Origin of the sequence: Streptomyces sp. HUAS TT11 (assembly GCF_051553595.1) — a bacterium.
Taxonomy (GTDB): Bacteria; Actinomycetota; Actinomycetes; order Streptomycetales; family Streptomycetaceae; genus Streptomyces.
The window spans coordinates 1,886,127-1,911,537 of the sequence record NZ_CP196184.1; the positions used below are offsets into that span (position 1 = coordinate 1,886,127).

20 protein-coding genes and 3 pseudogenes are annotated in these 25,411 nt (G+C 70.9%); 15 read left to right on the plus strand and 8 right to left on the minus strand.

Annotated elements, in window-relative coordinates; genetic code table 11:
* Window positions 1-84 precede the first annotated feature (84 nt).
* Window positions 85-1,092: a DUF6745 domain-containing protein gene (locus ACSHXN_RS08640; RefSeq protein WP_355134140.1), complete on the minus strand. Its 1,008-nt coding sequence runs from the start codon at window positions 1,090-1,092 to the stop codon at window positions 85-87.
* A gap of 56 nt (window positions 1,093-1,148) precedes the next feature.
* Window positions 1,149-1,475, minus strand: a complete 327-nt coding sequence (locus ACSHXN_RS08645) for a hypothetical protein (RefSeq protein WP_331264239.1) — start codon at window positions 1,473-1,475, stop codon at window positions 1,149-1,151.
* Between the two features lie 469 nt (window positions 1,476-1,944).
* Here ACSHXN_RS08645 and ACSHXN_RS08650 point away from each other — a divergent pair, with 469 nt between their 5' ends.
* The 9 genes from ACSHXN_RS08650 (at window position 1,945) to ACSHXN_RS08690 (ending at window position 11,490) form a co-directional block, all read left to right on the plus strand.
* Window positions 1,945-2,898, plus strand: a complete 954-nt coding sequence (locus tag ACSHXN_RS08650) for an STM4015 family protein (RefSeq protein WP_356112182.1) — start codon at window positions 1,945-1,947, stop codon at window positions 2,896-2,898.
* Between the two features lie 7 nt (window positions 2,899-2,905).
* The gene (locus tag ACSHXN_RS08655; RefSeq protein ID WP_438302879.1) at window positions 2,906-3,871 is read left to right on the plus strand and encodes an STM4015 family protein; all 966 of its coding nucleotides are present in this window, start codon (window positions 2,906-2,908) and stop codon (window positions 3,869-3,871) included.
* Window positions 3,852-5,009 carry an STM4014 family protein gene (locus ACSHXN_RS08660; RefSeq protein ID WP_438302880.1) on the plus strand — a complete coding sequence of 386 codons (1,158 nt, stop codon included), beginning with the start codon at window positions 3,852-3,854 and terminating at the stop codon, window positions 5,007-5,009. The genes ACSHXN_RS08655 and ACSHXN_RS08660 overlap by 20 nt, the downstream gene beginning before the upstream one ends.
* 1 nt (window position 5,010) lies before the next feature.
* Window positions 5,011-5,817 carry an STM4013/SEN3800 family hydrolase gene (locus ACSHXN_RS08665; RefSeq protein WP_438306441.1) on the plus strand — a complete coding sequence of 269 codons (807 nt, stop codon included), beginning with the start codon at window positions 5,011-5,013 and terminating at the stop codon, window positions 5,815-5,817.
* Window positions 5,814-7,172: an STM4012 family radical SAM protein gene (locus tag ACSHXN_RS08670; protein ID WP_355134011.1), complete on the plus strand. Its 1,359-nt coding sequence runs from the start codon at window positions 5,814-5,816 to the stop codon at window positions 7,170-7,172. Before ACSHXN_RS08665 ends, ACSHXN_RS08670 begins: the two co-directional genes overlap by 4 nt.
* Before the next feature lie 10 nt (window positions 7,173-7,182).
* Entirely contained in the window at window positions 7,183-8,043 is an 861-nt protein-coding gene (locus tag ACSHXN_RS08675) for an STM4011 family radical SAM protein (protein WP_355134013.1), read from the plus strand.
* A 163-nt stretch (window positions 8,044-8,206) separates the two neighbouring features.
* Entirely contained in the window at window positions 8,207-8,692 is a 486-nt protein-coding gene (locus tag ACSHXN_RS08680; protein ID WP_356112174.1) for a WapI family immunity protein, read from the plus strand.
* Window positions 8,693-9,293: 601 nt separating this feature from the next.
* Window positions 9,294-10,442 carry a glutathione-independent formaldehyde dehydrogenase gene (locus tag ACSHXN_RS08685; RefSeq protein ID WP_355134017.1) on the plus strand — a complete coding sequence of 383 codons (1,149 nt, stop codon included), beginning with the start codon at window positions 9,294-9,296 and terminating at the stop codon, window positions 10,440-10,442.
* A 76-nt stretch (window positions 10,443-10,518) separates the two neighbouring features.
* Entirely contained in the window at window positions 10,519-11,490 is a 972-nt protein-coding gene (locus tag ACSHXN_RS08690) for an LLM class F420-dependent oxidoreductase (RefSeq protein ID WP_438302881.1), read from the plus strand.
* A 72-nt stretch (window positions 11,491-11,562) separates the two neighbouring features.
* Here ACSHXN_RS08690 and ACSHXN_RS08695 read toward each other — a convergent pair.
* The 4 genes and pseudogenes from ACSHXN_RS08695 to ACSHXN_RS08710 form a co-directional block, all read right to left on the minus strand.
* Window positions 11,563-12,341 (minus strand): annotated as a pseudogene (locus ACSHXN_RS08695) (SDR family oxidoreductase); the annotation flags it as partial.
* Between the two features lie 336 nt (window positions 12,342-12,677).
* A pseudogene (locus tag ACSHXN_RS08700) lies at window positions 12,678-13,025 on the minus strand (glycoside hydrolase family 15 protein); the annotation flags it as partial.
* Between the two features lie 57 nt (window positions 13,026-13,082).
* A complete protein-coding gene (locus ACSHXN_RS08705) occupies window positions 13,083-14,903 on the minus strand; it encodes a thiamine pyrophosphate-requiring protein (protein WP_438302882.1) in 1,821 nt (606 codons plus the stop codon).
* A 40-nt stretch (window positions 14,904-14,943) separates the two neighbouring features.
* Window positions 14,944-16,044, minus strand: a pseudogene (locus tag ACSHXN_RS08710) ((Fe-S)-binding protein); the annotation flags it as partial.
* 442 nt (window positions 16,045-16,486) lie between these two features.
* Between ACSHXN_RS08710 and ACSHXN_RS08715 the strand changes: the two are divergent.
* Window positions 16,487-17,173 (plus strand): endonuclease, encoded by a 687-nt coding sequence (locus ACSHXN_RS08715; RefSeq protein ID WP_356112166.1) that lies wholly within the window; start codon window positions 16,487-16,489, stop codon window positions 17,171-17,173.
* 504 nt (window positions 17,174-17,677) lie between these two features.
* Here the strand turns inward: ACSHXN_RS08715 and ACSHXN_RS08720 are convergent.
* Entirely contained in the window at window positions 17,678-18,016 is a 339-nt protein-coding gene (locus tag ACSHXN_RS08720; RefSeq protein ID WP_438302883.1) for an STAS domain-containing protein, read from the minus strand.
* 183 nt (window positions 18,017-18,199) lie between these two features.
* On the opposite strand from ACSHXN_RS08720, the gene ACSHXN_RS08725 reads away from it, so the two are divergent.
* The 5 genes from ACSHXN_RS08725 to ACSHXN_RS08745 all read left to right on the plus strand — a co-directional run bounded on the left by ACSHXN_RS08725 (window position 18,200) and on the right by ACSHXN_RS08745 (window position 24,548).
* Entirely contained in the window at window positions 18,200-18,544 is a 345-nt protein-coding gene (locus tag ACSHXN_RS08725) for a helix-turn-helix transcriptional regulator (protein WP_355134027.1), read from the plus strand.
* A 243-nt stretch (window positions 18,545-18,787) separates the two neighbouring features.
* Complete coding sequence (fdh, locus tag ACSHXN_RS08730) at window positions 18,788-22,033, plus strand: formate dehydrogenase (protein ID WP_438302884.1); 3,246 nt, start codon at window positions 18,788-18,790, stop codon at window positions 22,031-22,033.
* Window positions 22,030-22,884 carry a 4Fe-4S dicluster domain-containing protein gene (locus ACSHXN_RS08735; protein WP_355134031.1) on the plus strand — a complete coding sequence of 285 codons (855 nt, stop codon included), beginning with the start codon at window positions 22,030-22,032 and terminating at the stop codon, window positions 22,882-22,884. Before fdh ends, ACSHXN_RS08735 begins: the two co-directional genes overlap by 4 nt.
* A complete protein-coding gene (gene nrfD / locus ACSHXN_RS08740) occupies window positions 22,881-23,816 on the plus strand; it encodes an NrfD/PsrC family molybdoenzyme membrane anchor subunit (RefSeq protein ID WP_356112159.1) in 936 nt (311 codons plus the stop codon). Before ACSHXN_RS08735 ends, nrfD begins: the two co-directional genes overlap by 4 nt.
* A 168-nt stretch (window positions 23,817-23,984) precedes the next feature.
* Entirely contained in the window at window positions 23,985-24,548 is a 564-nt protein-coding gene (locus tag ACSHXN_RS08745; RefSeq protein ID WP_438302885.1) for a cysteine hydrolase family protein, read from the plus strand.
* A gap of 40 nt (window positions 24,549-24,588) precedes the next feature.
* Here ACSHXN_RS08745 and ACSHXN_RS08750 read toward each other — a convergent pair whose 3' ends face one another.
* Window positions 24,589-25,386, minus strand: coding sequence for an Fpg/Nei family DNA glycosylase (locus tag ACSHXN_RS08750; RefSeq protein WP_356292511.1), 798 nt, complete (start codon window positions 25,384-25,386; stop codon window positions 24,589-24,591).
* Window positions 25,387-25,411 lie beyond the last annotated feature (25 nt).

Genomic DNA, 25,411 nt, shown 5'->3' on the forward strand with positions numbered 1-25,411 from the left:
CAGGCGCCGCCGGACGGACTCACCGACTCAGGCGCCACCCCGGCCGGGGCGACGTCCTGCCGCCCCGGGCTCGAGGGAGCCGTCTCACGTCTCCCTCTCCGGCATGTACTCCCCCTCCTCGAGGCCGAAGGTCCAGGCGACGCCCTCCCGGGCGGTGCGCATACGCGGCGGTACTCGAAGCCAGTACGTGCGGTGCGTACCGTCGGGCTCGGGCGTCGAGTTGACCACCTCGACCATCACCAGCGGCTCGTCCCCGTCCAGTTCGATGCGCCACAGCACGCCCGTCTCGTCCCGCTGGACCGGCTCGGCCCCGGACTCCTCCAGGTACCGGTCGTAGCCGTAGTGCTCCAGCATCACGCGGCGCAGTTCGGCGTTCTCCTCCTCCCGTATCCGCTGCGGGGTCAGCCCGGTCAGCCCGTCGAGGAACTCGGCGGGGACGGGCATGCCGCGCCACGCGTGCAGCGCAAATCCGTCGGGAAAGGCGAGCGCCGGTCCGTCGCCGCGATCGAGTCTGCCCGCCTCGTCCCGGTGCAGTTCCACCGGGCGTTCGCAGACGATCACGGTCCTCTCGTACGGCCACCACCAGCCCGCGGCACGGGCGACCGCGGCGACCCCGTCGAGCGCCTCACCCCCGTCCTGACCGTCGAAGGCGGCGAGCCACGCCGCGTCGTGCTGGCCGAGGACCGCGTCGACCAGCACCAGCCGGACGGCCCGCTCGTCCCCCGCCGCACCGGCCAGGGCCTCGACCACACCGGTCCGTATGCGCTCGGTCAACATGGCCGTGCCGTCCCACAGCTGAGCTCCCGTCAGGGACCAGTGCCCCGCCCATCCGGCCGGCCCGAGCCGGTCGAGTACATCCTTGCGAGCGGCGGCCCACTGCCGCGTACGCACCGCCTCGCGCACACTGCGACCGGTCGCACCCTCCGCCGTGAGGCGTGCCGCGAGGGCGGCCCCTTCGCGGGGCGATCCCGCCCAGACGACGGTCTCCGGTTCCTTCAGGCCCGCCAGCCGGTAGGCCAGGCGCAGCCCCTCCTCCGCGGCCCCACGGTCCGCGGGGCCGGTCGCCGCCGCCGCTTCGCGCCACTTCGCCATCGTGTCCGCCTGTGCGGTCTCCATCGGCGTGCTCACCCTTCCGCTCCCCCGCCGTCTCAGTCCGCCACGACGCGCACTGCGCCGGGCACGTACTCGCGCTGCCGGACCACGCGGTACCAGCCCTTGGGCAGCGGTATGGCCGCGTGCTCCTCGTGCACCACCCGTCCGCCGTCCGGGAGATGGAGGTAGGAGACCGCGAACGGCCCGGTCTCACGCATGAGCGTCCCCGGCCCGACCACCGCGTGGGCATGTCCGGTGACCTCGCCGAGAGCGAGCACGAGCCGCCCTCGCGCGTCCCTCGGCTGCTGCGGCAGCCCTTCCGTGCCCGGTGGCAGCGCCGCCTCCGCCACGGGCATGATCAGGACGTCCCCCTGCCGGTACATGCGTGTCTCCCTTCCCCGTCAGCGCCTCGCCGATCGATGTCCACGACGTTATGCGGGGGGTCTGACAATGACGTCCCGCACGGCGGCGGCCGGGGCCCGACGCCCCGTCCGACCTGCGCTTCCGCACCGGCGCCTTCATCCACCGCACCGCGCACCCGCAGGGGCGGGCCCGGCCGGGGTCCGCTCACGGCGCCGACCGATCGCGGTCGTTGTCGCCGTGGCCGAGCAATACGGCCGCCGCCGGACGATCGGCACTTCCCGTCCACGACATCGCCGCTCGCGCCGGTCGCTCGCCCCGCCCCGTCGAACCGGGTCACGCACGGCTCCTGTTGACGGTGCGGAACGGCTCGACGACCTGCCGGGCTCCGCCCCGCCTGCCTCGCGCAACCCGTTGCCGGCGGTGTCAGTGCCGCTTGGTAGAACTCTTCGCGAGCAACGCACCGCGTCCGCATCCCAGGAGGCCAGCGACATGTCCCCCGTCGAGCATCTTCAGGAACTGCACGGCCTCCCGGCCTTCGACTTCCCCGATCCCGGGACCCACCGCGAGCTGCCCGCCGCGGGCGCTGTGGCCTGGCGGCTGGCCGTCGATGCCTATGGGGACTCCTCGGAGGGTTTCGCCGACCTCTGGGACCGCTTCCTCGGCTCCGTGGAGCCGTCCGGCGTCCAGGCGATCGTCGTGGGCCAGTGGGGCGAGGCGTACGACAACGACTCCGGCGTCATCGTGCAGCGCCTCGTGGACGCCCGGGACCGGCTGACGGCTCTTCGGGCCGTGTTCATCGGGGACCTGGAGATGGAGGAGGCGGAGATCTCCTGGATCGAGCAGTCCGACGTCACCCCGGTCCTCGAGGCCTATCCGCTGCTGGAGGAGCTCGGGGTCCGTGGCGGCGCCGGACTGCGCTTCCCCGCCGTACAGCACAAGCGTCTGCGTACGCTCCGGTTCGAGGCCGGCGGCCTGCCGGGCGAGGTCGTACGCGGTGTCGCCGCCGGCGAGTTCCCCGCTCTGGAGAGCCTCGACCTGTGGCTCGGAGTGGAGGAGTACGGCGGTGACGCGACGGTCGCCGACCTCGCTCCGATCCTGGCGGGGGGACGCTTCCCGGCGCTGCGCCATCTCGGTCTGCGCAACAGCGAGATACAGGACGAGATCGCCGCCGCCGTCGCCGGGTCCCCGGTCGTCGCCCAGCTGACGTCGCTCGACCTGTCCCTCGGCGTGCTCACCGACGAGGGGGTGACGGCGCTCCTCGGCGGCCAGCCACTCACCCACCTCACCCGGCTGGACCTCCACCACAACTTCGTCACCGAACCGGTCGCCGGGCGGATCCGGGCGGCCCTGGAGCCCTCCGGCGTCGACATCGACCTGTCCGAGGTGGGCGATTCCTGGGAGGACGACGGCGTCGTCCACCGTTTCACCGCCGTCGCGGAATGAGGACACGATGACGTTCGCCGATCACTTCGAGACCTTCCACGGACTGCCCGTCCACACCCTTGCGGAGCGGCCCGAGGAGGCGCTTCCGGCAGCGGACGCCGTGGCCTGGCGGCTGGACTGCCAAGCGGCCGATTTCATGGCGTTCGACGACCTGTGGCGCAGCTTCGTGGACCGGGTGCCGACCACCGAGGTACGGGCGCTGGTCATCGGACCCTGGTGGTACGACGAGTACAGCGAACTGCGCCCGGCGCTCGAGCTCGTCCTCGCCGACGCGTCGCGATTCCCGGCGCTGCGGGCCCTGTTCCTCGCCGACGTCACCGGCGAGGAGTGCGAGATCTCCTGGCTGCAGCTCACCGATGTCACTCCCGTGCTGGAGGCCTTCCCGCTGCTGGAGGAGCTGGCCGTCCGCGGCGGCGACTCGCAGGGGCTCGGGGAGGAGCCCCTGTCGCTGCGCCCGGTGCGCCACGAAGCGCTGCGCGTACTGCGCTTCGAGTCGGGCGGCCTGCCCGCGCAGGTGGTCCGCTCGGTCGCCGCCAGCGAACTGCCCGCGCTGGAGCACCTCGAGCTCTGGCTCGGTGTGTCCCAGTACGGCGGTGACGTGACGGTCGCCGACCTCGCGCCGGTCCTGGCCGGGGGACGCTTCCCCGCGCTGCGCCATCTCGGCCTCCAGGACAGCGAGTTGCAGGACGAGATCGCGGCGGCGGTGGCCTCGGCGCCCGTCGTGGCACAGCTGCAATCGCTGAGCCTGTCCATGGGAACGCTCACCGACGCCGGTGCCGAAGCCCTGCTCCGGGGTCAGCCGCTGTCCCATCTGAAGCGGCTGGACCTGCACCACCACTTCCTCAGCGAGTCGGTGGCCGACCGGGTGCGTGCCGCCTTCGGCTCCGCCGGCACCGAGGTGGATCTGTCGGACCAGTGCGCTCCGCACCGGTGGCGGGACGAGGAGTGGCGCTATGTCGCCGTCTCCGAGTAGTCCGGGGCCGCGCACCGGCCTCCGGTTCGCCGTCATCGGCAATCCCGAGAACCGGCGGACGTCGATGTTCGCCGACGCCGTCCGGGCCGCGGGCCATGGCGCGCCCCGCGTCCTCGCCTGGCGGGACGTGCTGCGCGGGCGCTACGCCTTCACACCGGGCGAGTGGGTGCGGATCGACTCCCCCGGCGAGAACGCCGAGGTCGACCGGCTGTTGCGGGACACCGACGACCCGGCGCGCGTCGAGGGAACGGCTCTGTGGCACCGCCGCTTCACCGCCGTGCTCCGGGACGTGGCCCGTGCGGCGCACCGTGCGGGCGCGGTGACCTCCGCCGACCCGGAGGACGTCGCGGTCATGTTCGACAAACGCCGCTGCCACGCCCGGCTGACCACCGCGGGCGTGCCGGTCCCTCCGGCCCTGACGGGTACGGTCGGCGGCTGGGACGAGCTCAAGGACCGGCTGAAGCAGGCCCGCATGGCACGGGTGTTCGTCAAGCCGGCACACGGCTCGTCGGCCTCCGGGATCGTGGCACTGGAGACGGCGGGCCCCGACCGGGTCAAGGCGACGACGTCCGTGGAGACCGCGCCGGACGGCCGCCTGTACAACTCCCTCCGGGTGCGGCACTACACCTCGGAGCCGGAGGTCGCCGCCCTCGTCGACGCCCTGGTCCCGGACGGCATCCACGTCGAACGGTGGCTGCCCAAGGCCTCGCAGGGCGGCCGGGCCTGCGATCTGCGGGTGGTGGTGGTCGCGGGGCGGGCCACACACGCCGTCGTACGGACCAGCCGGCACCCGATGACGAATCTGCATCTGGGTGGCGCCCGCGGCGACCTGGACGCGGCACACGCGGCGATCACGGCCGCGGGAGGCAGGTTCGCCGACGTGCTGGAGACGGCCGAACGCGCAGCCGCCTGCTTCCCGGGCACGCTGTGCGTCGGCGTGGACATCCTGCCGGCCGCGGGATGGCGGCGGTTCACCGTCGGAGAGGTGAACGCCTTCGGTGATCTGCTGCCCCGCCTGACCGGCCTGCCCGGCAGCGGCGCCGAGGGCCTGGACACCTACGCGGCACAGGTCGCCGCGGCACCGGCCGCCGTCCCACGTGCGGAACGCAAGGAGCACCACCATGACACCACCGTTTGACATGAACGACATCGTGGGCAGCCACGACCTGCTGCTGGTCACGCTGGACACACTCCGCCACGACGTGGCCCAGGAACTCGCCGCGGCCGGCCGCATACCGAAGCTGGCACGCCATCTGCCCGGGGGCGGCTGGGAACGCCGGCACGCTCCCGGCAGCTTCACCTACGCCTCGCACCAGGCCATGTTCGCGGGTTTCCTGCCGACGCCGGCCACGCCGGGACCGCACCCGCGGTTGTTCGCCGCCCGCTTCGCGGGCAGCGAGACCACGGCGGACGGCACCTTCGTCTACGACACCCCCGACCTGGTCTCGGGGCTGGCCGCCATCGGCTACCGCACCGTGTGCATCGGCGGGGTGGGCTTCTTCAACAAGCAGGGACCGCTGGGCTCCGTCCTGCCCGGGATGTTCCACGAGAGCCACTGGGAGCCCGAGTTCGGGGTGGCCTCGCCCACCTCCTTCGAGGCCCAGGTGGCCCGCGCCGAGAAGGTCGTCGCCGAACTCCCCCCGGAGCGGCGCCTGTTCCTCTTCGTGAACGTGGCCGCCCTGCACCAGCCCAACTGGTTCCATCTGCCCGGCGCCACCCGCGAGGCCGGCGACTCCCGGGCCACTCACGCCGCCGCCCTCGAGTACGTGGACCGGCACATGGGGCGGCTGTTCGCCGCCGCGAGCAGCCGCCGTCCGTGCTTCGCCATCGTCTGCTCCGACCACGGCACCGCCTACGGCGAGGACGGCTACACGGGCCATCGTGTCGGCCACGACGTCGTCTGGACCGTGCCCTATGCCCACTTCTTCCTCGATGAGGCCGCATGACCACCGCCGAAGCCGCGGCCCTGCCCGCCGTCCGCCCGTACCAGCACTACGTCTACGCCTATCCGCACAAGACCGCGTACCGGCCCCTGCCCCCGGAACGCGCCCTTCTGCGCGAACTGTGGGCCGATGAGCCGAAGAGCGCCCTCTCGCTCTACTTCCACATCCCGTTCTGCGAGGTGCGGTGCGGCTTCTGCAATCTCTTCACCCGGATCGGGGCACCGGACGGTCTGACAACGGCCTACCTGGATGCGCTGGAGCGTCAGGCGGTCGCGGTGCGCGAGGCGCTGGGCGACGGCGCGCGGTTCGCGAATGCGGCCTTCGGCGGTGGCACTCCGACCTTCCTGGAGGCAGCGGAGCTCGAGCGGCTGTGCGATCTGGCCGAGCACGGCCTGGGCGCCGATCTGCGGGCCGTCCCGCTGTCCGTGGAGGCCTCGCCCGCCACCGCGACGGCCGACCGCCTGTCCGTGCTGGCCTCCCGCGGCACCACCCGGCTGAGCCTCGGGGTGCAGAGCTTCGTCGACGCCGAGGCCCGGGCGGCCGTGCGTCCCCAGCGGCGGGCGGACGTCGAGGCGGCGCTCGCCCGGATTCGCGACGCCGGAATCCCGGTCCTGAACATCGACCTGATCTACGGCATCGAGGGCCAGACCGAGGAGTCCTGGAGCCGTTCCCTCGACGCCGCCCTCGCCTGGCAGCCCGAGGAGCTGTATCTCTACCCCCTTTATGTGCGCCCGCTCACGGGTCTCGGCCGGCATCACGGTCGGCCCGCCGAGGAGGCCGACTGGGACGAACAGCGACTGCGGCTGTACCGCCACGGCCGCGACCACCTGCTCGCGCGGGGCTATGAGCAGGTCTCCATGCGCATGTTCCGCCGTGCGGACGCCCCGTCCACCGGTGGGGAGGACTACGCGTGCCAGACCGACGGCATGGTCGGTCTCGGCTGCGGTGCCCGGTCGTACACCTCGACGCTGCACTACTCCTTCGACTACGCGGTGGACATGCATCGCATACGCGCGATCATCGACGACTACACCGCCCGTTCCACCGACGGTTTCCGCCGTGCCGACTACGGCTGGGAGATGAACACGGACGACGCCCGGCGCCGCCATCTGCTGCAGTCACTGCTCCAGGCCGAGGGCATGCCCGTCACCGGCTACCGAACCCGATTCGGCACCGCGCCCGAGGACGATTTCGCCTCCGAGCTGGACCGGTTCCACGACCGGGGCTGGCTGGACGGCTCGACCGGCCCGGGGGTGCTGCGCCTGTCGCCCGAGGGTCTGGCCCACTCCGACGCACTGGGACCCGAGTTGTTCTCCGCCGCCGTGCGGGAGCGCATGACCGCGTACGAACCGAAGTGACGGAGCCCGTATGGACCTGACGATCCTCTACCGCGGCCCGCTGGCGTCGTGCGACTACGACTGCCCCTACTGCCCCTTCGCCAAGCGCCGGGACAGCCGCGCCCAACTGACCGCGGACCGCGCCGCACTGGAGCGGTTCGGCGACTGGGCGGGTGCGCAGCACGAGGACCGGCTCTCCCTGCTGTTCACGCCCTGGGGTGAGGGCCTGGTGCGTTCCTGGTACCGGCGCACCCTCGTGGAGCTGAGCCGGTTGCCGCATGTGAGCCGGGTGGCGATCCAGACCAACCTCAGCTGCCGCACGAACTGGCTGGACGAGGCCGATCCGGACACCATCGCCCTGTGGTGCACCTTCCACCCCGGGCAGACGCCGTACGACCGCTTCCTGGCCAAGTGCCATGACCTGGCGTCCCGCGGGGTCCGGCACAGCGTGGGCGTCGTGGGCCTCCCCGAGCACCTGGAGCACGCGCGCCGCCTGCGCGCCGACCTCCCCCCGCACGTCTACCTGTGGGTCAACGCCGCCGAAGGTCACACCTACTCCGATGCCGAGGCCGACCTATGGACCGACCTCGACCCGCTCTTCCCGTACAGCCGCCACCCGCACCGCAGCGGCGGTCTGCCCTGCCGTACGGGAGAGTCCGTCATATCGGTCGACGGAGAGGGCACGGTGCGGCGCTGCCACTTCGTCCGGTCCGAGTTGGGCAACCTGTACGACGGCTCCTACCGCCAGGCACTGCGTCCACGTGCCTGCCCGTTGGCCGCCTGCGACTGCCACATCGGCTACGTCCACTTGGAGACCCTGCCTCTGTACGACGTGTTCGCAGGCGGGGTCCTGGAGCGGATCCCCGCCGCGCTGCCTCCGGTCGGCGTCTGACAGCTCTGCAGCTCCGCCACCACGCTCGTCCCCGTCCAGGGCATGAGCCGGTCTGTTCGCTGTCAACGCCGACGCCGAGCCGCCCACCTGCTGCACTGGGCCAGTGACAGCTCGCACAACAAACGCCGTGCGGGACACGGCGAGCCGGTGCCATCCTGTGGCGGTGCTCCTGAGTGATCTGGCGACGAGGGTCGAGCTCGGCCCGTTGGGCTATGAGTTCCCCGTGGTCCGCGGCGACGTACACGACGACAACTGGCTGGTCATCACCGGCGCGGTGACAACTCCCGAGGGCAGCTGGTCCTTCACCGATCCGTGTCTGCTCACGGACGAAGCCCGTGAGGTGGCCGCCTGGCTGCGCGGGGTGGCCGCGGGGACGGTGTCGGTGAGCGAACCTGCCGCCGAAGACGATTGGTTGTCCCCCGACACATGGTTCATCGAGCCGGTCCTGGCCTTCAGTCTCGCCGATCGACGCGAGGACGGGGCGGTGATCCGCGTTCACCTGTCTTTGGAGGCGGCACCGCCATGGCGGCAGGGTGACAACCGGGCCGGCATCTACCAGTATTTCGTGAAGGTGTGCGTCGATACGGCTGCTCTGCTCGACGCGGCGGACCAGTGGGACCTCGCTCTGACCTCCTTCCCGAACCGTTGATCACCATCGTTTCGCCTTCGGCTCTTCTCGACGGCAGTGGCCGCCGGGAAGTGAACGGCGCGTTGCGGGCCGTCTCGGTGATCGTCGTTCACCTCCCGGACGGTGCCGTTCCGTGGACTTCGGACATGTGACAGGGCCTCTTCGGTGAGCTGGGCAGCGGTGCCCACGAAGAGCGCCGTCGGGTCATCGGTACGAACCTGAGGGTCCCGTTCTTCACCCGTCAACGATCGACCGGCAGGCCGGAGGCCGGAACCGCTCATGTCAGGTCGGTCGGGCGCCGGTCCGAGGTGGCATGCCGTCCCGGTCGTCGCCGGCCTGGCCTCGTACTGGCAAGAACCACCGAAAACAGAACCCTCCCGCCGCCCGCGCCGATCCCACATCCGCCCAGGTCACAAGCTCGATCGCCCCCTCCCACGACGGTCGGCCGCCCGCAATCTCCACCCCGGGGAACACCATCCCCGCTTTTTGTGGATTTCGTGCATTTTTGTCCGCAAGTGGGCTACTCGCCCCGGAGGCCGGGTCCGACGGCGGCGGCACAGCCTGCACGGGTTGTCCGGCCGTCCAGGACACGGTACGTACCGGTCGGACGGAGGGAATCCCGATGAAGGCTCTGGTGTACGAAGGTCCGCGCGAGGTCGTGGTGAGGGACATGCCCGATGCCAGGATCGAGCGGCCCACCGACGTCCTGGTGAGGATCACCACGACCAATATCTGCGGTTCCGATCTGCACATGTACGAAGGCCGTACCGACCTGGAGTCCGGCCGCATCCTCGGCCACGAGAACATGGGCGAGGTCATCGAGGTGGGCGACGGCGTGGACCGGGTCAGGGTCGGCGACATGGTCAGTCTGCCGTTCAACATCTCCTGTGGTTTCTGCCGCAACTGCGAGCACGGGCTGACCGGGTTCTGCCTTACCACGCCGGACGATCCGACGATGGCCGGGGCGGCGTACGGGTTCGCGGGCATGGGCCCCTACAGCGGGGGGCAGGCCGAGTTCCTGCGGGTTCCCTACGGCGACCACAACTGTCTGGTCCTGCCGGAGGACGCCGCCGAGCGGCAGAGCGACTACACCATGCTCTCCGACATCTTCCCCACCGGCTGGCACGCCACCCAGCTGGCCCGGGTGGAACCGGGTGACACCGTCATCATCTACGGTGCCGGTCCTGTGGGGCTGATGGCCGCCCTGTCCGCGACGCTGAAGAGCGCGGCGAAGGTGATGGTGGTCGACCGCCATCCGGACCGTCTCGCACTCGCGGAGCAGATCGGCGCCATCGCCATCGACGACTCCAAGGGTTCACCCGTCGACCGGGTCCTGGAAGAGACCAAGGGGCTGGGGGCGGACCGGGGCTGTGAATGCGTGGGCTACCAGGCACACGACACCCAGGGCAACGAGCACCCCAACCTCACGCTCAACAACCTGGTCGACTCGGTGAAGTTCACCGGCACGATCGGTGTCGTAGGCGTCTTCGTCGCGCAGGACCCGAAGAGCCCCGACCCGCTGTACAAGGAGGGTGAAGTCGCGTTCGACTACGGCAGGTTCTGGTTCAAGGGCCAAAGCATCGGCAATGGACAGGCCAACGTCAAGGACTACAACCGGCAGTTGTGCGGGCTGATCGAGCAGGGCAAGGCGAAGCCGTCCTGGATCGTCTCCCATGAGCTGCCGCTCGAGCGGGCGCCCGAAGGCTACCGGCACTTCGACGCCCGGGACGACGGCTGGACGAAGGTCATCCTCCACCCCGAAGGCGCCTGACCGGGCGTCCGCGGATGCCCATCCGCTTCACCTCCGGAGCCCGTTTCACGCTCAAAACCAGGGGGACGCGACAGCCATGGTGAAGATCGGCTACACGATGATGACGGAGCAGGCCGGCCCCAGGGAACTGGTCGACCACGTCGTCGGCGCGGAGCAGGCGGGATTCGACTTCTCGGTGACCAGCGACCACTACTTCCCATGGCTGCGTTCCCAGGGACACGCGCCCTATGCCTGGAGCGTTCTGGGCGCGGCCGCCCAGGCCACCGAGCGCATCCCGTTGATGACGTACGTCACGTGCCCCGGCTTCCGCTACCACCCCGCGGTCGTCGCGCAGAAGGCCGCGACCATGCAACTCCTCTCCGGGGGCCGGTTCCGGCTCGGTCTCGGCTCCGGCGAGAACCTCAACGAGCACATCACGGGCGGTGGCTGGCCGTCGGCCGACGTGCGCCACGAGATGCTCGAGGAGGCCGTCGGCATCATTCGGTCCCTCTTCGACGGAGGTCATGTCACCCACCGGGGACCGCACTTCCGCGTGGACTCCGCCCGCCTGTGGGACCTGCCCTCCACTCCACCTCCCCTCGGTGTCGCCGTGTCGGGTGAACAGTCGTGCGCCATCGCCGGCCGCCACGCCGACCTCGTCATCGCGACGGAACCGAGGCCGGACCTGCTGGAGTCCTTCGACCGGCACGGTGGCACCGGCAAGCCGCGCGTCGGCCAGTTGCCCGTGTGCTACGACCCCGACCGGGACACCGCGATCACCCGGGCCCACGAGGAGTTCCGCTGGTTCGGCGGCGGATGGAAGGTCAATGCCGAACTGCCCCATCCTGACTCCTTCGCCGCAGCGACCCGGTTCGTCACCAAGGACGATGTGGCCGCCTCGATACCGTGCGGCGACGACATCGAGTCCTTCGTGGAGGCGGTACGGCCCTTCGCTGCGGCGGGTTTCACCGAGATCGCCCTCGTCCAGGTCGGGGGCGGCAGTCAGCCCGCGTTCCTGGAATGGTCCGCCGAGGCTCTTCTGCCCGCACTGCGCGAGGCCTTCGCGTAGGCACACGGCCCGATCGGCCGTCAACTCCGCTGCCAGGAGCGAATGGTTGACTGTCGACCGGCGGCAGGGGGCTCACCGAGTGCCCCCTCGGCCGCGCAATCGGAGTACGGCCCTCGCCGCGGCGGTGACACCCAGGACCAAGGCGGAGGCGGCAGCAGCGGGATGGCGGGCCAGGGCGGCCTCGAAGGAGCGGCGGTGCGCCTGGTCGTCGAAGATTCCGTGGGCCCCGTGGTCATCACCCTCGGTCCGGTCGACGGGACGGAAGAGGTTGCTCCGTCCGCTCGGGGGCAGTAGATCGGTCTGCCGGGAGTCGAGCGCCGTGCGCGCCAGATAGCGGTCGAGCACGGCCGGAGCCAGGCGGTTCGCCCAGATGGTCGACGGTGTCGTGGCTCCGGCGCAGTACTTCTTGCGGCCCGGGTGGTCGGCCGCGTGCACGACGCCCCGGCCGCCACCTCCGGCTGGTAGATCGGCGGAACGGGCTACGGGTGCCGGGGCAGACGCGAGCGCACCCAGGAGAACTGCGGGGTGTTGACGGCGGGCACCTGGACGACCGTCACCCTCACATTGCCGCCGCTGTGCAGGAGTTCGGTGCGCAGCGAGGAGGTGAAGCCGTTGATGGCGTGCTTCGCCCCGCAGTACGCGGACTGCAGCGGGATGGCGCGCTCCCCGAGCGCGGAGCCGACCTGCACGATGGTGCCGTGGTCGCGCGGTGCCATCCGCCGCAATGCGGTGCGGGTGCCGTTGACGAACCCGAGGTAGCTCACCCGGGTCACCCGCTTGTACTCCTCCGCGGTGATCTCGTCGAAGGGCGCGAACACGCTGGTGAAGGCACAGTTGATCCATACGTCGATACACGCTCGTTGCCGAGGTGGCCGCGAGCACGGTGTCGGCGAGATCCGTGCAGGTGCCGGCGAGCGGATGCCGCGGTGCCTCCCGGGCCAGGGCGCGCAGCCCGGCGACTCAGGTGAGGCGGCTGTGCGTCCGGGGCCGGGGGTCCAACTCCCAGAAGCCCGCGCCGGGTTCGCGCCACCGCTCGGCGATGGTCCGCACCGCGAGTCCGGTCGCCTTCCAGGCATCGGTGTCCGGACGCTGACGGCGTTCCGCGGCGGCGAACAGCAGCAGGTCCTCACCGTAGGATAGGAGTCCAGTTGGAACTGCGACTTCACGTGGTTCCCGGTGCGGCTGAGGCCGCCGGGATGGCCCGGAAGATCGAGTTCCCGCTGACCGGGGACGGCCGCACCGTGCACGGTGTAGGCCGGGGCGAGGCGCGGGCCGTCGGCCAGCAACCGCTCGCCCACGAAACGGACTGCGGAGTCGAGGAGTTCGACGGCACCCGCCGCGGCCGCGGCGGGTGCGGCATAGCTCTGGTCGCGGATCCACACGTACCGGTAGTCGTCGTTGCGGCCGGCCTCGGCGCGCCGCGGTGGCGGCGGGCGCGTAGGTGTAGCCGAGGCCGGTGACGTCACCGCAGCGGACGGTGGCCAGGACCAGGGTGGTGCTGTCCCAGCTGATCGTGCCGTCCGCCTCGGGGGCATCCGTGGACAGGGTGAACACGGCGCTGTCCACCCGCTCCACGACCGGAGTGTCGCTCATCACCGCTCGGTCCGCGAGGGCCGCTCGTTGCGGTGGCGGTGACCGGGCAGGAACTCCTGGACCTTGGCCTTGAAGCCCTGGCGGACCATGGCCGCCCGATCGCTGTCGCCCTTGATGACGGAGGCGGCGGCCGCCTCGATCTGGTCGAGGGTGGCGTGCGGCGGAATGGGGGGCACGGCCGGGTCGGTGACGAAGTCCAGCACACAGGGCCGGTCGGTGGCGAGTGCGGTCTCCCAGGCACCGCGCACGTCGACCGGCTTCTCGATCCGCAGCCCCTCCAGGCCGATCAGACGGGCGAAGTCGGCGTAGGCGACATCGGGGATCGACTGGGAGGGCAGGAACTGCGGGGCGCCCTCCATGGCACGCATCTCCCAGGTGACCTGATTGAGGTCCTGGTTGTTCAGGACGGCGACGATCAGACGCGGGTCCTCCCACTCGTGGTAGTACTTCGCGACGGTGATCAGCTCGGCCATGCCGTTCATCTGCATCGCGCCGTCGCCCACCAGGGCGATCGCCGGACGATCGCCGTGCGCGAACTTGGCACCGATGACGTACGGCACCCCGGGACCCATGGTGGCGAGCGTGCCGGACAGCGAGCCGCGCATGGCGCCGCGCAGTTTCAGGTGACGGGCGTACCAGTTGGCGGCGGAGCCGGAGTCCGAGGCGAGGACGACGTTGTCGGGCAGCAGGTCGTTGAGGGCATGGGCGACGTACTCGGGGTTGATCGGGTAGGCGTCGACGGCGGCACGCCGTTCCATGACCTCCCACCAACGGGCCGTGTTCTTCTCGATCTTCCTGCGCCAGCCCTGGTCCTTGGCGGTGTCCAGGAGCGGCAGCAGCCGCTCGAGTGTCTCGCGGGCGTCGCCGACGAGGTTCACCTCGAACGGGTAGCGCAGGCCGACCATGTGCGGATCGATGTCGATCTGCACCGCCCGAGCCTGCCCGAACTCCGGCAGGAACTGGGTATAGGGGAACGACGAGCCGATGACCAGGAGCGTGTCGCAGCCCTGCATCATCTCGTACGACGGCCGGGTGCCCAGCAGCCCGATGGAGCCGGTGACGTACGGCAGGTCGTCGTCCAGTGCGTCCTTGCCCAGCAGTGCCTTGGCGACGCCGGCACCGAGCCGGTCGGCGACGGCCATGACCTCCTGCCGTGCCCCGCGGGCGCCCTGTCCGACGAGGATCGCGACCTTGTTGCCCGCGTTGAGTACGTCGGCGGCGCGTGCGATGTCCTCCTCGGACGGCACCGGCGCGTAGTGCGGCATGCCCAGGCTCGACGGCACCATCTTGAACGCGTGCTCGGGCGGGGAGTAGTCGAGCTCCTGCACATCGGCGGGGATGATGACGGCGGTGACCGAGCGTCGCGCCATGGCCGTGCGCATCGCCCGGTCCAGCACGTTGGGCAGCTGCTCGGGGACGGTGACCATCGCGCAGAAGTCGGAGGCGACGTCCTTGTACAGGCTCAGCAGGTCGACCTCCTGCTGGTAGGAGCCGCCCATGGCGCTGCGGTTGGTCTGTCCCACGATCGCCACGACCGGGACGTGGTCGAGCTTGGCGTCGTACAGACCGTTGAGCAGGTGGATGGCGCCGGGCCCGGAGGTGGCGGCGCAGACGCCGACCCTGCCGGAGAACTTGGCGTAGCCGACGGCCTCGAAGGCGGCCATCTCCTCGTGCCGGGCCTGGATGAACCGCGGGTTGTCGTCGGCCCGGCCCCAAGCCGCGAGCAGGCCGTTGATGCCGTCGCCCGGATAGGCGAAGACGTGCTCCACCCCCCAGTCGCGCAGGCGCTCCAGGACGTGGTCGGAGACCTTCATCGACATGTTCGAAGACCTTTCCGGAGGTTGCTGTGAAGGGACGCGGTCACTGTCGGCGCAGTGCGCGAAGGGCTCTGTGGCCGGCCGCGGTCGCGGCCGCGGCCGTGAGGGCGGCGGCGCCCGCCGTGGTCGCGCACCGCGCCGCGAGGGAGGGGCCGAAGGGGCGCTCAGCCAGGCGTTCGGGGTCCTGGCCCGGCAGGTTCCCCTCAAGACCGAGGGCGAGCACCTCGGCCAGATGCAGGGCCCGGCGCCCGGTGTCGCCCTGTTCGATCTGGGTGCGGCAGCCGAAGCCGTCGGCGAGCACCGGACCGTCCGGCGCCGCCGCGCGGACGGCGGGCAGGACCCCTTGTTCCGCGACGGCCATGGAGAGGTCGTGATGGCCCCGTTCGAAGCCGAAGTTGCCGGCCAGACCGCAGCAGCCCTCGTCCAGGACGTCGGCGTCCAGGTGCGCACGACGCATGAGTTCGCGGTCCGCGTCGAACTTCATGATCGCGTGCTGGTGGCAGTGGGTCTGCACGGTCGCCTGCCGGCCGAGCGCCGGGGGCTGCCGGCCGGCGGGCGCATGGTGCACCAACTGCTCCGCGAAGGTGCGGACTTGCCCGGCGAGCCGCTGGACGTCCTGATCGCCGGGCATCAGCTCGGACACGTCGCTCCGGAGCACCGCGGTGCAGGAGGGTTCAAGACCGATGACCGCGGTGCCCGCCTCCAGGTAGGGCCGCAGCGCCTTCAGGGTTCGGCGCAGCACCTTCCCGGCGACGGTCAGCTGGCCGGTGGAGATCCAGGTCAGGCCGCAGCACACCGGCTCGGTGGGTACGGCCGGCCGGAATCCTGCGTCCTCCAGCACCCGTACGGCCGAGATCGCGATCGACGGGTGGAAATAGGTGCTGAAGGTGTCCGGCCACAGCACCACCGTCCGGGGGTCGGCGGGGTCCGGCTCTTCGACGTCCCGATCCCGCCACCACCTCAGGAAGGACCGCTCGGCGAACAGCGGAGCCTGCCGGGCCTCGGCCACACCGGCCAGCCGTTTGCCCGCGCGGGCGAGGCCGGGGGCGTGCAGGAGACTGTTGACCAGTGTCGGGGACACGCGGGACAGCCGGGCCCACACCGACAGCCGGCCCGCATCCACCGCGTCACGCAGCGCCGCCTCCAGACCGGCGACATCCACCGTGGCGCCGCCGGAGGAGGAGGCACGAGACATCGGGGAGACCGCCTTCGTCGATTCCGGGACGTGCAGGACATCCGGCCGTACGAGCGGCACCCGGACGGTCGATTCGCCGAGTACCCGCCCTTTCCAGGGGCATAGCGCTTTTTCCGTATTCATTACGATCTATGACGTTCGGTGACGTAGATCGCACAGCTCCGGCAACCGGAAGACCTCGCCCGGCTGCGGTGGGCGGCCCGGCCACGCGGCGGAAGAAGCTCGCGGAGCACCGCGTGGGCCCGGGCCGCGCACGGGTTCCCGGGGCCGCGGGCGGCAAACGGCCGCGTCGAACGCGGCTTGTGCGGGTACCCGGGCCGAACCCGACAGTCGCGCCCCGCGGAGGGACCGCGAGGCGTTGAAGTGGCAAACGTTGAATCGGTGACCGGCCATGACCACGAAGACCGACAGGAAAACGGCTCGGTCCGGGAGGACCGGCGAGTCGACGGACGAGGCCGCGGTCCGCGCCCTCCTCGACCGCCAGCGGCACACCTACGCCGCGGAGGCAGGCATCCGGCTGCGCAACACTCCGGCCCCGCTGTACCAGATGCTCGTCCTGGCGACACTTCTCAGCGCCCGTATCAGGGCCGGCACGGCGGTGGCGGCGGCCCGGGCACTGTTCGACGCCGGGTTCCGCAGTCCGCGGTCCATGGCGGAGGCGACCTGGCAGCAACGCGTCGACGCGCTCGGCAAGGGCGGCTACCGGCGCTACGACGAACGCACCTCGACGATGCTGGGCGAAGGGGCCGACCTGTTGCTCGAACGCTACGGCGGCGATCTGCGCAGACTGCGCGAGGAGCCCGACCCGAGGGCGGCCCTGTTGGACGTGCCCGGGATCGGGCCCACCGGCGTGGACATCTTCCTACGGGACGTGCAGGGCGTCTGGCCGGAGTTCGCGCCGTACATCGACGACAAGGCGCGCGACGGGGCCCGGCGGCTGGGGCTGCCCACGGCGCCCGGGACACTGGGCGGTCTCGTCGACGACCGCGAGCTGCCGAGGCTGGCGGACGGCCTTGTGCACATGGCCCTCGACAAGCCCTTCGCCGAGGAGGTGCGCGCGGCGGCCCGGGCGGTATGAGCGGCCGGGCGTTCACGGCACTCCCTCCCGGGCGCCCCGCGGTCGCGGGCCCCCGCGGCTCTCCGCAGGCCCGCCCCACTTCGCGCCCCGCGCCGCCGCTCGGGTGCGTGGTGGCCCGGGGCAGGCGTTCATGACGTTCCGCGGCCTCGGCGTGATCCTGGATCTCCTTCGCCGCCCGGCGGGTGCTCCCGAACCGTCGGGTAGAGGTACATCTCCTCGGCGGCGGAGTGCCGCACGAGCTCGACGGTGAGTTCGCCCACGACGGTCCTGCGGTCCTTGCGGCCTGCCGGCAGCACGCGCGGGCGCTCGAAGAACTCGTCGACTTCGCGCGGTCAGCGGTGAGTTCGCCGATGGCGTTGCCGCAGCGTCCCGCACACCTCTTTCGGGTCGGACTCGGTCGTCGTGCGTGGGGTTCCCCGTCCCATGGCGGTCAGGCATGCCCCATCGGTGACGGGGCCCGGGCGGCGGCCTCGGCCGGCACCATGTCCGAACCGGGCAGCCCGCTCATCGCTCGGCGGCAGCGGCGAAAAGCGGCAGCGTCTCCGTCAGTTCACACACGCGTTCCACCACTGGGCCGGCCGCCCGAATGGTCACGGTCTTGCCGTCCTGCAAGGCCGTACGGCGCACGGCGAGCAGGACGTTGAGACCGGAACAGTCCCAGAAGGTGACCTGCCGCAGATCGAGGTCGATCCCCCGGCAGGATCGGCCGAGGGCTCCGATGAGGGAGCGCCTGAGCACGTCTTCGGACTCGTAGTCGATCGCGCCGCGCACCACCACGACCATCCGGTCGCCGCTGCGACGGCTGGTGACGGTGATGAGACTCGGCGGGCTCGGGGGCGCCATGGCTCCTCCCTGGCATTGTGTCGACAACTTCACCCCCGTGGGCCGGTTCCGGCATCGCGGCCTGCGCAAAGGGCACCGTCCGTCCTCCCCGTGCGGACTTCCCGTGAGAACACGTCATTGGATACATGAAATATATGTCACCTGTCCGTCCACGCCAAGTGCTCCGGACCATAGGATTGAGACATGGATGAAGTGCCCGCGTCTCACACCGGATGGACGTTCGTCACCAATCACGCTCGCGTGCTGGCGGCCATCGCCGACGATCCGAACGTCCGCATCCGTGACATCGCCGCCTACTGCCGGCTCACCGAGCGCGCTGTCCAGCGGATCATCTCCGATCTCGAGCAGGACGGTTATCTGTCCCACACCCGTGACGGGCGGACCAACACGTACCGCATCGAGCCGGGCAAGGTGCTGCGGCATCCGGCCGAGGCGGGCCTCACCGTGGCCTCCCTGCTCTCCCTGCTCGTCCAGGACGAGACCACCCGGGCCACGCAGCCGGCCGTACAGGCGCGTCACGAGCAGTGACGCCGGCACCCTCCGGTGCGGGCGCACGGCGGCGCCCCTCCCGTCCATGCCGCTGAACCGGACCGGGCGCGGAACCCCCGGGAGCGGCGGTGCGGAAGTGTCAGGTTTCGCCGAGCACGTTCCCGGTACCCAGGCGCGGGGGCACCCGTCGGCAGACGCGGGCCACGACGGACGGGCGAAAACGCCCGCGCCGGCCGGCTCGAAGCCGACGGATCCCCGAACCGATCCGTCCAGGGAGCGCTCATGGGTCTGTCCGACCGTGTCCGGGAATGGCCCGTCTACCGGCAGTTGACGGGGGAGGATCGCCTGGGCCGGGGCAGCGCCGCCAAGTCCCGGCACACGGAGCGGTTGCGTCCACGGACCGACACCGCCGACCACGTGACACAGTCGATCTGCCCGTACTGCGCGGTCGGCTGCGGGCAGCAGGTGTACGTCAAGGACGACAAGGTCGTCCAGATCGAGGGTGATCCCGCTTCGCCCGTCAGCCGCGGACGCCTGTGCCCCAAGGGTTCGGCGACCCTCCAGCTCACCACGGGACCCGCCCGCCGCCACCAGGTCCTCCACCGCCCCCCGCACGGTGGCGACTGGGAGCCCCTCGACCTGGATACGGCCATGGACATGGTCGCCGACCGGGTGATCGCGACGCGCCGCGACACCTGGGAGTGGGAGCGCGACGGCGTGCGGACCGCCCGCACCATGGGCATCGCGAGCCTCGGCGGAGCCACCCTCGACAACGAGGAGAACTACCTCATCAAGAAGCTGCTGACCGGCCTCGGCGTCGTGCAGGTGGAGAACCAGGCCCGGGTCTGCCACAGTTCCACCGTCGCCGGCCTGGGCACCTCCTTCGGCCGCGGCGGCGCGACCACGTTCATGCAGGACCTGCAGCACTCCGACTGCATCGTCATCCAGGGCTCCAACTACGCGGAAGCCCATCCGGTGGGCTTCCAATGGGTGATGGAGGCCAAGGCCCGCGGGGCGTACATCATCCACGTCGACCCCCGGTACACACGCACCAGCGCCCTCGCCGACCTGCACGTCCCGATCCGGGCGGGCAGCGACATCGCCTTCCTCGGCGGGATCATCAACCACGTCCTCACCGAGGAGAAGGACTTCCGCGAATACGTCCTGCACTACACCAATGCGGCGACCCTGGTGAGCGAGCACTTCCGCGACACGGAGGACCTCGACGGCGTCTTCTCCGGACTCGACGAGGAGAAGGGCCACTACGACCCGCGCAGCTGGCAGTACGAGGGCGTCCAGGTACAGCAGCCGACCGGTGAGGTCGACGAACAGTACGAGGACCGGGTGCACACCGCCGGCGAGGCCGAGGCACACGGGTCCGGAGGAGCGCGCACCGCACCTCGCGCCCCCGCCGATCCGACGCTGCGGCATCCGCGGTGCGTCTACCAGGTCCTCAAGAGGCACTTCGCCCGCTACACACCCGAGATGGTGGAGGACGTCTGCGGTGTACCCCGCGACACGTTCCTGCGCGTCTGTGCCGCCCTCACCGACAACTCCGGCCGTGACAGGACCAGTTCCTTCGCCTACGCGGTCGGCTGGACACAGCACTCGGTGGGCTCGCAGTACATCCGCGCCGCGAGCATCCTGCAGCTGCTGCTCGGCAACATCGGGCGCCCCGGCGGAGGAATCCAGGCGTTGCGGGGCCATGCCTCCATCCAGGGCTCCAGCGACATCCCCACCCTGTTCAATCTGCTGCCCGGCTATCTGCCGATGCCGCACGCGCACAAGCATCTCGACCTCGACACGTTCGTCGAGACGACCCGGACGGAGAAGGGCTTCTGGGCGTCGATGCGGGCGTATTTCGTCAGCCTGCTGAAGGCCTACTACGGGGACGCCGCAACCCGGGACAACGACTTCTGCTTCGATCACCTGCCGCGCCTCACCGGCTCGCACTCCACGTACGAGACGGTGATGGCCCAGCTCGACGGCACCTGCAAGGGCTACTTCCTGATGGGCGAGAACCCGGCGGTGGGCTCGGCCAACACCCGGCTTCAGCGCCTGGGCATGGCCGGGCTCGACTGGCTCGTCGTCAGGGACTTCTCGCTGATCGAGTCCGCGACCTGGTGGAAGGACGGACCGGAGATCGAGAGCGGCGAGCTGCGGACCGAGGACATCGGCACCGAGGTGTTCTTCTTCCCGGCCGCCGCGCACACCGAGAAGTCCGGCTCCTTCACCAACACCAACCGCTGGGTGCAGTGGCACCACGCGGCGGTCGAACCCGAGGGCGACGCACGCAGCGATCTGTGGTTCACGTACCACCTCGGTCGACGTATCAGGGAGAAGCTGGCGGGCTCCACCGATCCCATGGACCGGGCGATCCTGGACCTCAGTTGGGACTACCCCGTCGACGGTCCCCTCGCGGAACCCGTCGCCGACGCCGTCCTCGCCGAGATCAACGGTCACGGCCCCGACGGCCGCCCTCTCACGGCCTACACCGAACTCAAGGACGACGGCTCGACCCGCTGCGGCTGCTGGATCTACTGCGGGGTGTACGCGGACGGTGTCAACCAGGCGGCCCGCAAGAAGCCGGGGTCCCAGCAGGACTGGGTGGCCGCGGAGTGGGCCTGGGCCTGGCCCGCCAACCGCCGCATCCTGTACAACCGCGCCTCGGCCGCCCCCTACGGCTCCCCGTGGAGCGAACGCAAGGCCTGTCTGTGGTGGGACGCGGACGCCGGGCGATGGCACGGCCACGACGTCCCGGACTTCATCCCCGACCGAGCGCCCGACTTCGTACCGGACGACAACGCGACGGGCCCGGAGGCACTGCGCGGCGACGACCCGTTCATCATGCAGGCCGACGGAAAGGGCTGGCTGTACGCCCCCGCGGGCCTGGAGGACGGCCCGATGCCGACCCACTACGAGCCGCAGGACTCACCGTTCACCAACGCCCTGCATCCCGCAACCCCCCGCTCCCCCACCCGGCAGGTGCTGCCGCGGGAGGGCAACCGCTACCACCCGAGCGGCGACGAACCGGGGGCCGGCGTCTATCCGTACATCGTCACCACGCACCGGTTGACCGAGCACTTCACGGCGGGCGGCATGAGCCGCTGGTCCCCGTATCTGTCCGAGTTGCAGCCGGAGTTCTTCTGCGAGGTCTCACCGCAGTTGGCGGCGGAACGGGGACTGGAGGCCGAGGGCTGGGCGACCATCGTCACCGCCCGCAACGCCATCGAGGCCCGGGTGCTGGTGACCGAACGGATCAGGCCGCTGACCGTCCGGGGCCGCACCGTCCATCAGATCGGCCTGCCCTTCCACTGGGGTCCCAACGGTGTGTCCACGGGAGACGCCGCCAATGAACTCGTCGCCATCACCCTCGATCCCAACGCCCATATCCAGGAGGACAAGGCGCTGACCGCGGACATCCGGCCGGGGCGCCGCCCCCGGGGACCGGACCTGCCGCGTCTGGTCGCCGAGTACCGCCGCCGCGCGGGCATCACCGACACCACCGGAACGGAGACCCGGGCATGAGCGCAGGCAGCGAGGAAAGGGTCGGTTTCTTCACCGACACGTCCGTGTGCATCGGCTGCAAGGCCTGCGAGGTGGCCTGCAAAGAGTGGAACGCCATCCCGGAGGACGGCCTCTCCCTCAGCGGCATGTCCTACGACAACACCCAGGCGCTGGGCGCGTCCACCTGGCGGCATGTCGCCTTCGTCGAACAGCCGAGGCCGGAAGGACGCACCGAACTCCCGCTCACCGAACCGGCGTCGGCGAACGGCCCCCGGCAGGACGACGGCCCCGCCGGTGACATGCGCTGGCTGATGTCCTCCGACGTCTGCAAGCACTGCACGCATGCGGCCTGCCTCGATGTGTGTCCCACCGGCTCCCTCTTCCGCACCGAGTTCGGCACCGTGGTGGTGCAGGAGGACATCTGCAACGGCTGCGGCTACTGCGTCCCCGCCTGCCCCTACGGCGTCATCGAGCAACGCCCCCACGACGGGCGGGCCTTCAAGTGCACTCTCTGCTACGACCGGCTCGGCGCCGGCCAGGAGCCCGCCTGCGCCAAGGCCTGCCCGACCGAGTCCATCCGGTTCGGGCCGCTCGACGAACTGCGTGAGCGCGCGGCACTGCGCGTCGACCAACTGCACAAGGAGGGTGTCACCGAGGCCCAGCTGTACGGACACGATCCCGACAACGGGGTGGGGGGCGACGGTGCGTTCTTCCTGCTGCTCGACCGCCCCGAGGTCTACGGACTGCCCCCGGACCCCGTCGTCACCACGCGTGACCTGCCGACGATGTGGAAACACGCGGGAGTCGCCGCGCTCTCCCTGGTGGGCGGTCTCGCCCTCTCGTTCGCACTGTCGGGAAGGGGGCGGCGATGACCGGAACCCGGGGCGCGGGGCACCGGAGGGCCCGCACGGGCGAACAACTGATGGTGCCCAGGGCGGAGTTCGACTCCTACTACGGGCGTCCCGTCATCAAGGCGCCTTCCTGGGCCGCACGCGACATCGCCGGGTACTTCTTCCTCGGAGGTCTCGCGGGCGCGGGCTCCGTGGTCGCGGCGGGAGCACAGGTCACCGGCCGCAGCCGTACGGCGACCGCGATGAAGGTCTCCTCGCTCACCGCGGTCTCCCTCTCCGCCGCCGCACTGGTCCACGACCTGGGCCGCCCCGAGCGCTTCGCGAACATGCTGAGGGTCTTCAAACCCACCTCTCCCATGAGTGTCGGCTCCTGGCTGCTGAGCGCCTACGGTCCGGCGGCAGGGGCTGCCGCCGTCAGCGCGGTGACAGGGCGGCTGCCGCGGACGGGGGCGGCCGCCACCGCGGCGGCAGCTCTGCTCGGCCCCGCCGTGGCCGCGTACACCGGGGTCCTCGCCGCGGACACGGCGGTGCCCGCCTGGCACGGCGCGCACCGCGAACTGCCCTACCTCTTCGCCGCGTCCGCGACGGCCGCCGCCGCCGGCATGGCCCTGGTGGCCGGACCGGTCCGCGAGAACACACCCGCCCGCTGTGCCGCCGGGCTCGCCGCCCTCGCCGAGACGGCGGTCACCGAGGCGGCGGAACACCGCCTCGGAACGGTCGCCGAAACATACCGGGAGGGCCGCGCGGGGACGCTCCTGCGCGCGTCCCGGGTCCTCACCCTCGCGGGCGGCCTCGCAGCCGCCTGCCTCGGTCACCGCCGGTCCGCCGCGGTCGCATCGGGTCTGGCGCTGCTCGCGGGGTCCGTGTGCACGCGTTTCGGTGTCTTCGCCGCGGGCGTCGCCTCGGCGGAGGACCCGAGGTTCACGGTGGTGCCCCAGCGGGACGGAACGTAGCAAGGGCGCGATCGGTCATGTGCGGCGGCGGTGCGACGGCACGTTCCGGCCACCGCCGGCCGGGTACTCGGACCGTCGTCGACGCCCACGGTGACGACGGTGGTCTGCGCTTGTCCCGCACCGGGGTGTTCCCACGACCGACGGCACGAGGTGGTGGACGGGGTGCACATGCCCACAGGGCAGGGGGGCAGCGCACTCGTCGTGATCGACATGATCAACACGTACGATCACCAGGATGCCGAGCTGCTGGTTCCGTCCGCCGAGCGTGTCGTGCCGGTCCTCGCGGATCTGATCGGCAGGGCACGCGCGGCAAGGACGCCGGTGATCTACGCGAACGACAACTTCGGGCTGTGGCGCTCCCATCACGGGGAACTCGTGGAGGCCGCGCTGGCCCGTCCCCACGCCGACCTGATCGAGCCGATCAAGCCGGACGACGACTCCCTCTTCGTGGTGAAGGCGCGCCATTCCATCTTCTACGAGACGCCCATGTCCTACTTGCTGTGGCAACTGGGCGTAGGGCATGTGGTGCTGTGCGGCCAGGTCACGGAGCAGTGCGTCCTCTACTCGGCTCTGGACGCCCACATCCGCCATCTGGACGTCACGGTCCCGAGGGATGCCGTCGCCTGCATCCACCTCCACCTGGAGGATGCGGCCCTGGAGATGATGGAGCGCAACATGGGGGCCCGGATCGTCAGGGCGCGGGAGGTCGGCTTCCCGCCCCCGACCGGCTGACCCGGTCCCTTGACCGGGCGTGGACGCGCGGCCCGCGGGCTCACCGGTCACCCCTCGTCGAGGGCTGGCACCTCGGGCACCACAGGGTTCTGCGCCCGGTGACACGAGCCGAGTGCAGGGATCCGCCGCAGCGGGGGCACGACGGTTCGTCGTCGTCCCTGCGCCCGGTGAGCCAGGAACGTCGAGGGGGCACGCGACCGGCCCGCACGGACGTCGCGAGTACCCGGCCCATCGCGGAGTGGATGCGGCGCAGTGCCGTCCCGTCCAGATCCCGGGCCGGCGTCCGGGGATCCATCCGGGCCCGCCAGAGGATCTCGTCGCACAGGAGGTTTCCGAGACCCGCGATCACGGACTGGTCCATCAGCGCGCTCTTGACGGCGCCACGCCGCCCCGACAGCAGGTCCAGGAACTCGGCCCGGTCCACGGTCAAGGCGTCGGGGCCCAGGCCGTCCACGATCCGGTCGACGGTGTACTCGTCGGCCAACCGTACGCCCTGAAGCTTGCGTTGATCGTGATAGCGCAGCTCGCGGGCCTCGTCGAGCGTCAGGACGATGCGGTCGTGCGGTTCGATCGGCTCGTCCGGGCGACAGCATCTCAGCGATCCCGTCATACCGAAGTGACAGACCAGGGTGGACCCGCCATCGGTCGGCACGAACAGCCACTTGCCGTGACGCCACGCCTTCCCCAGACGTCTGCCCTTCAGCTCCCTCCGCAGCCGTCTCTCGGTCACACCCCGCAGCACTCCCGCGTCGCGCACCTCGACGTCCGTGACACGCCGACGGCGACCGCAGTTCATGAGCACCTGGCGGAACGCCTCGACATCCGGGAGCTCGGGCATGGGCTCGTTCCCGTCTTTCCGCGTC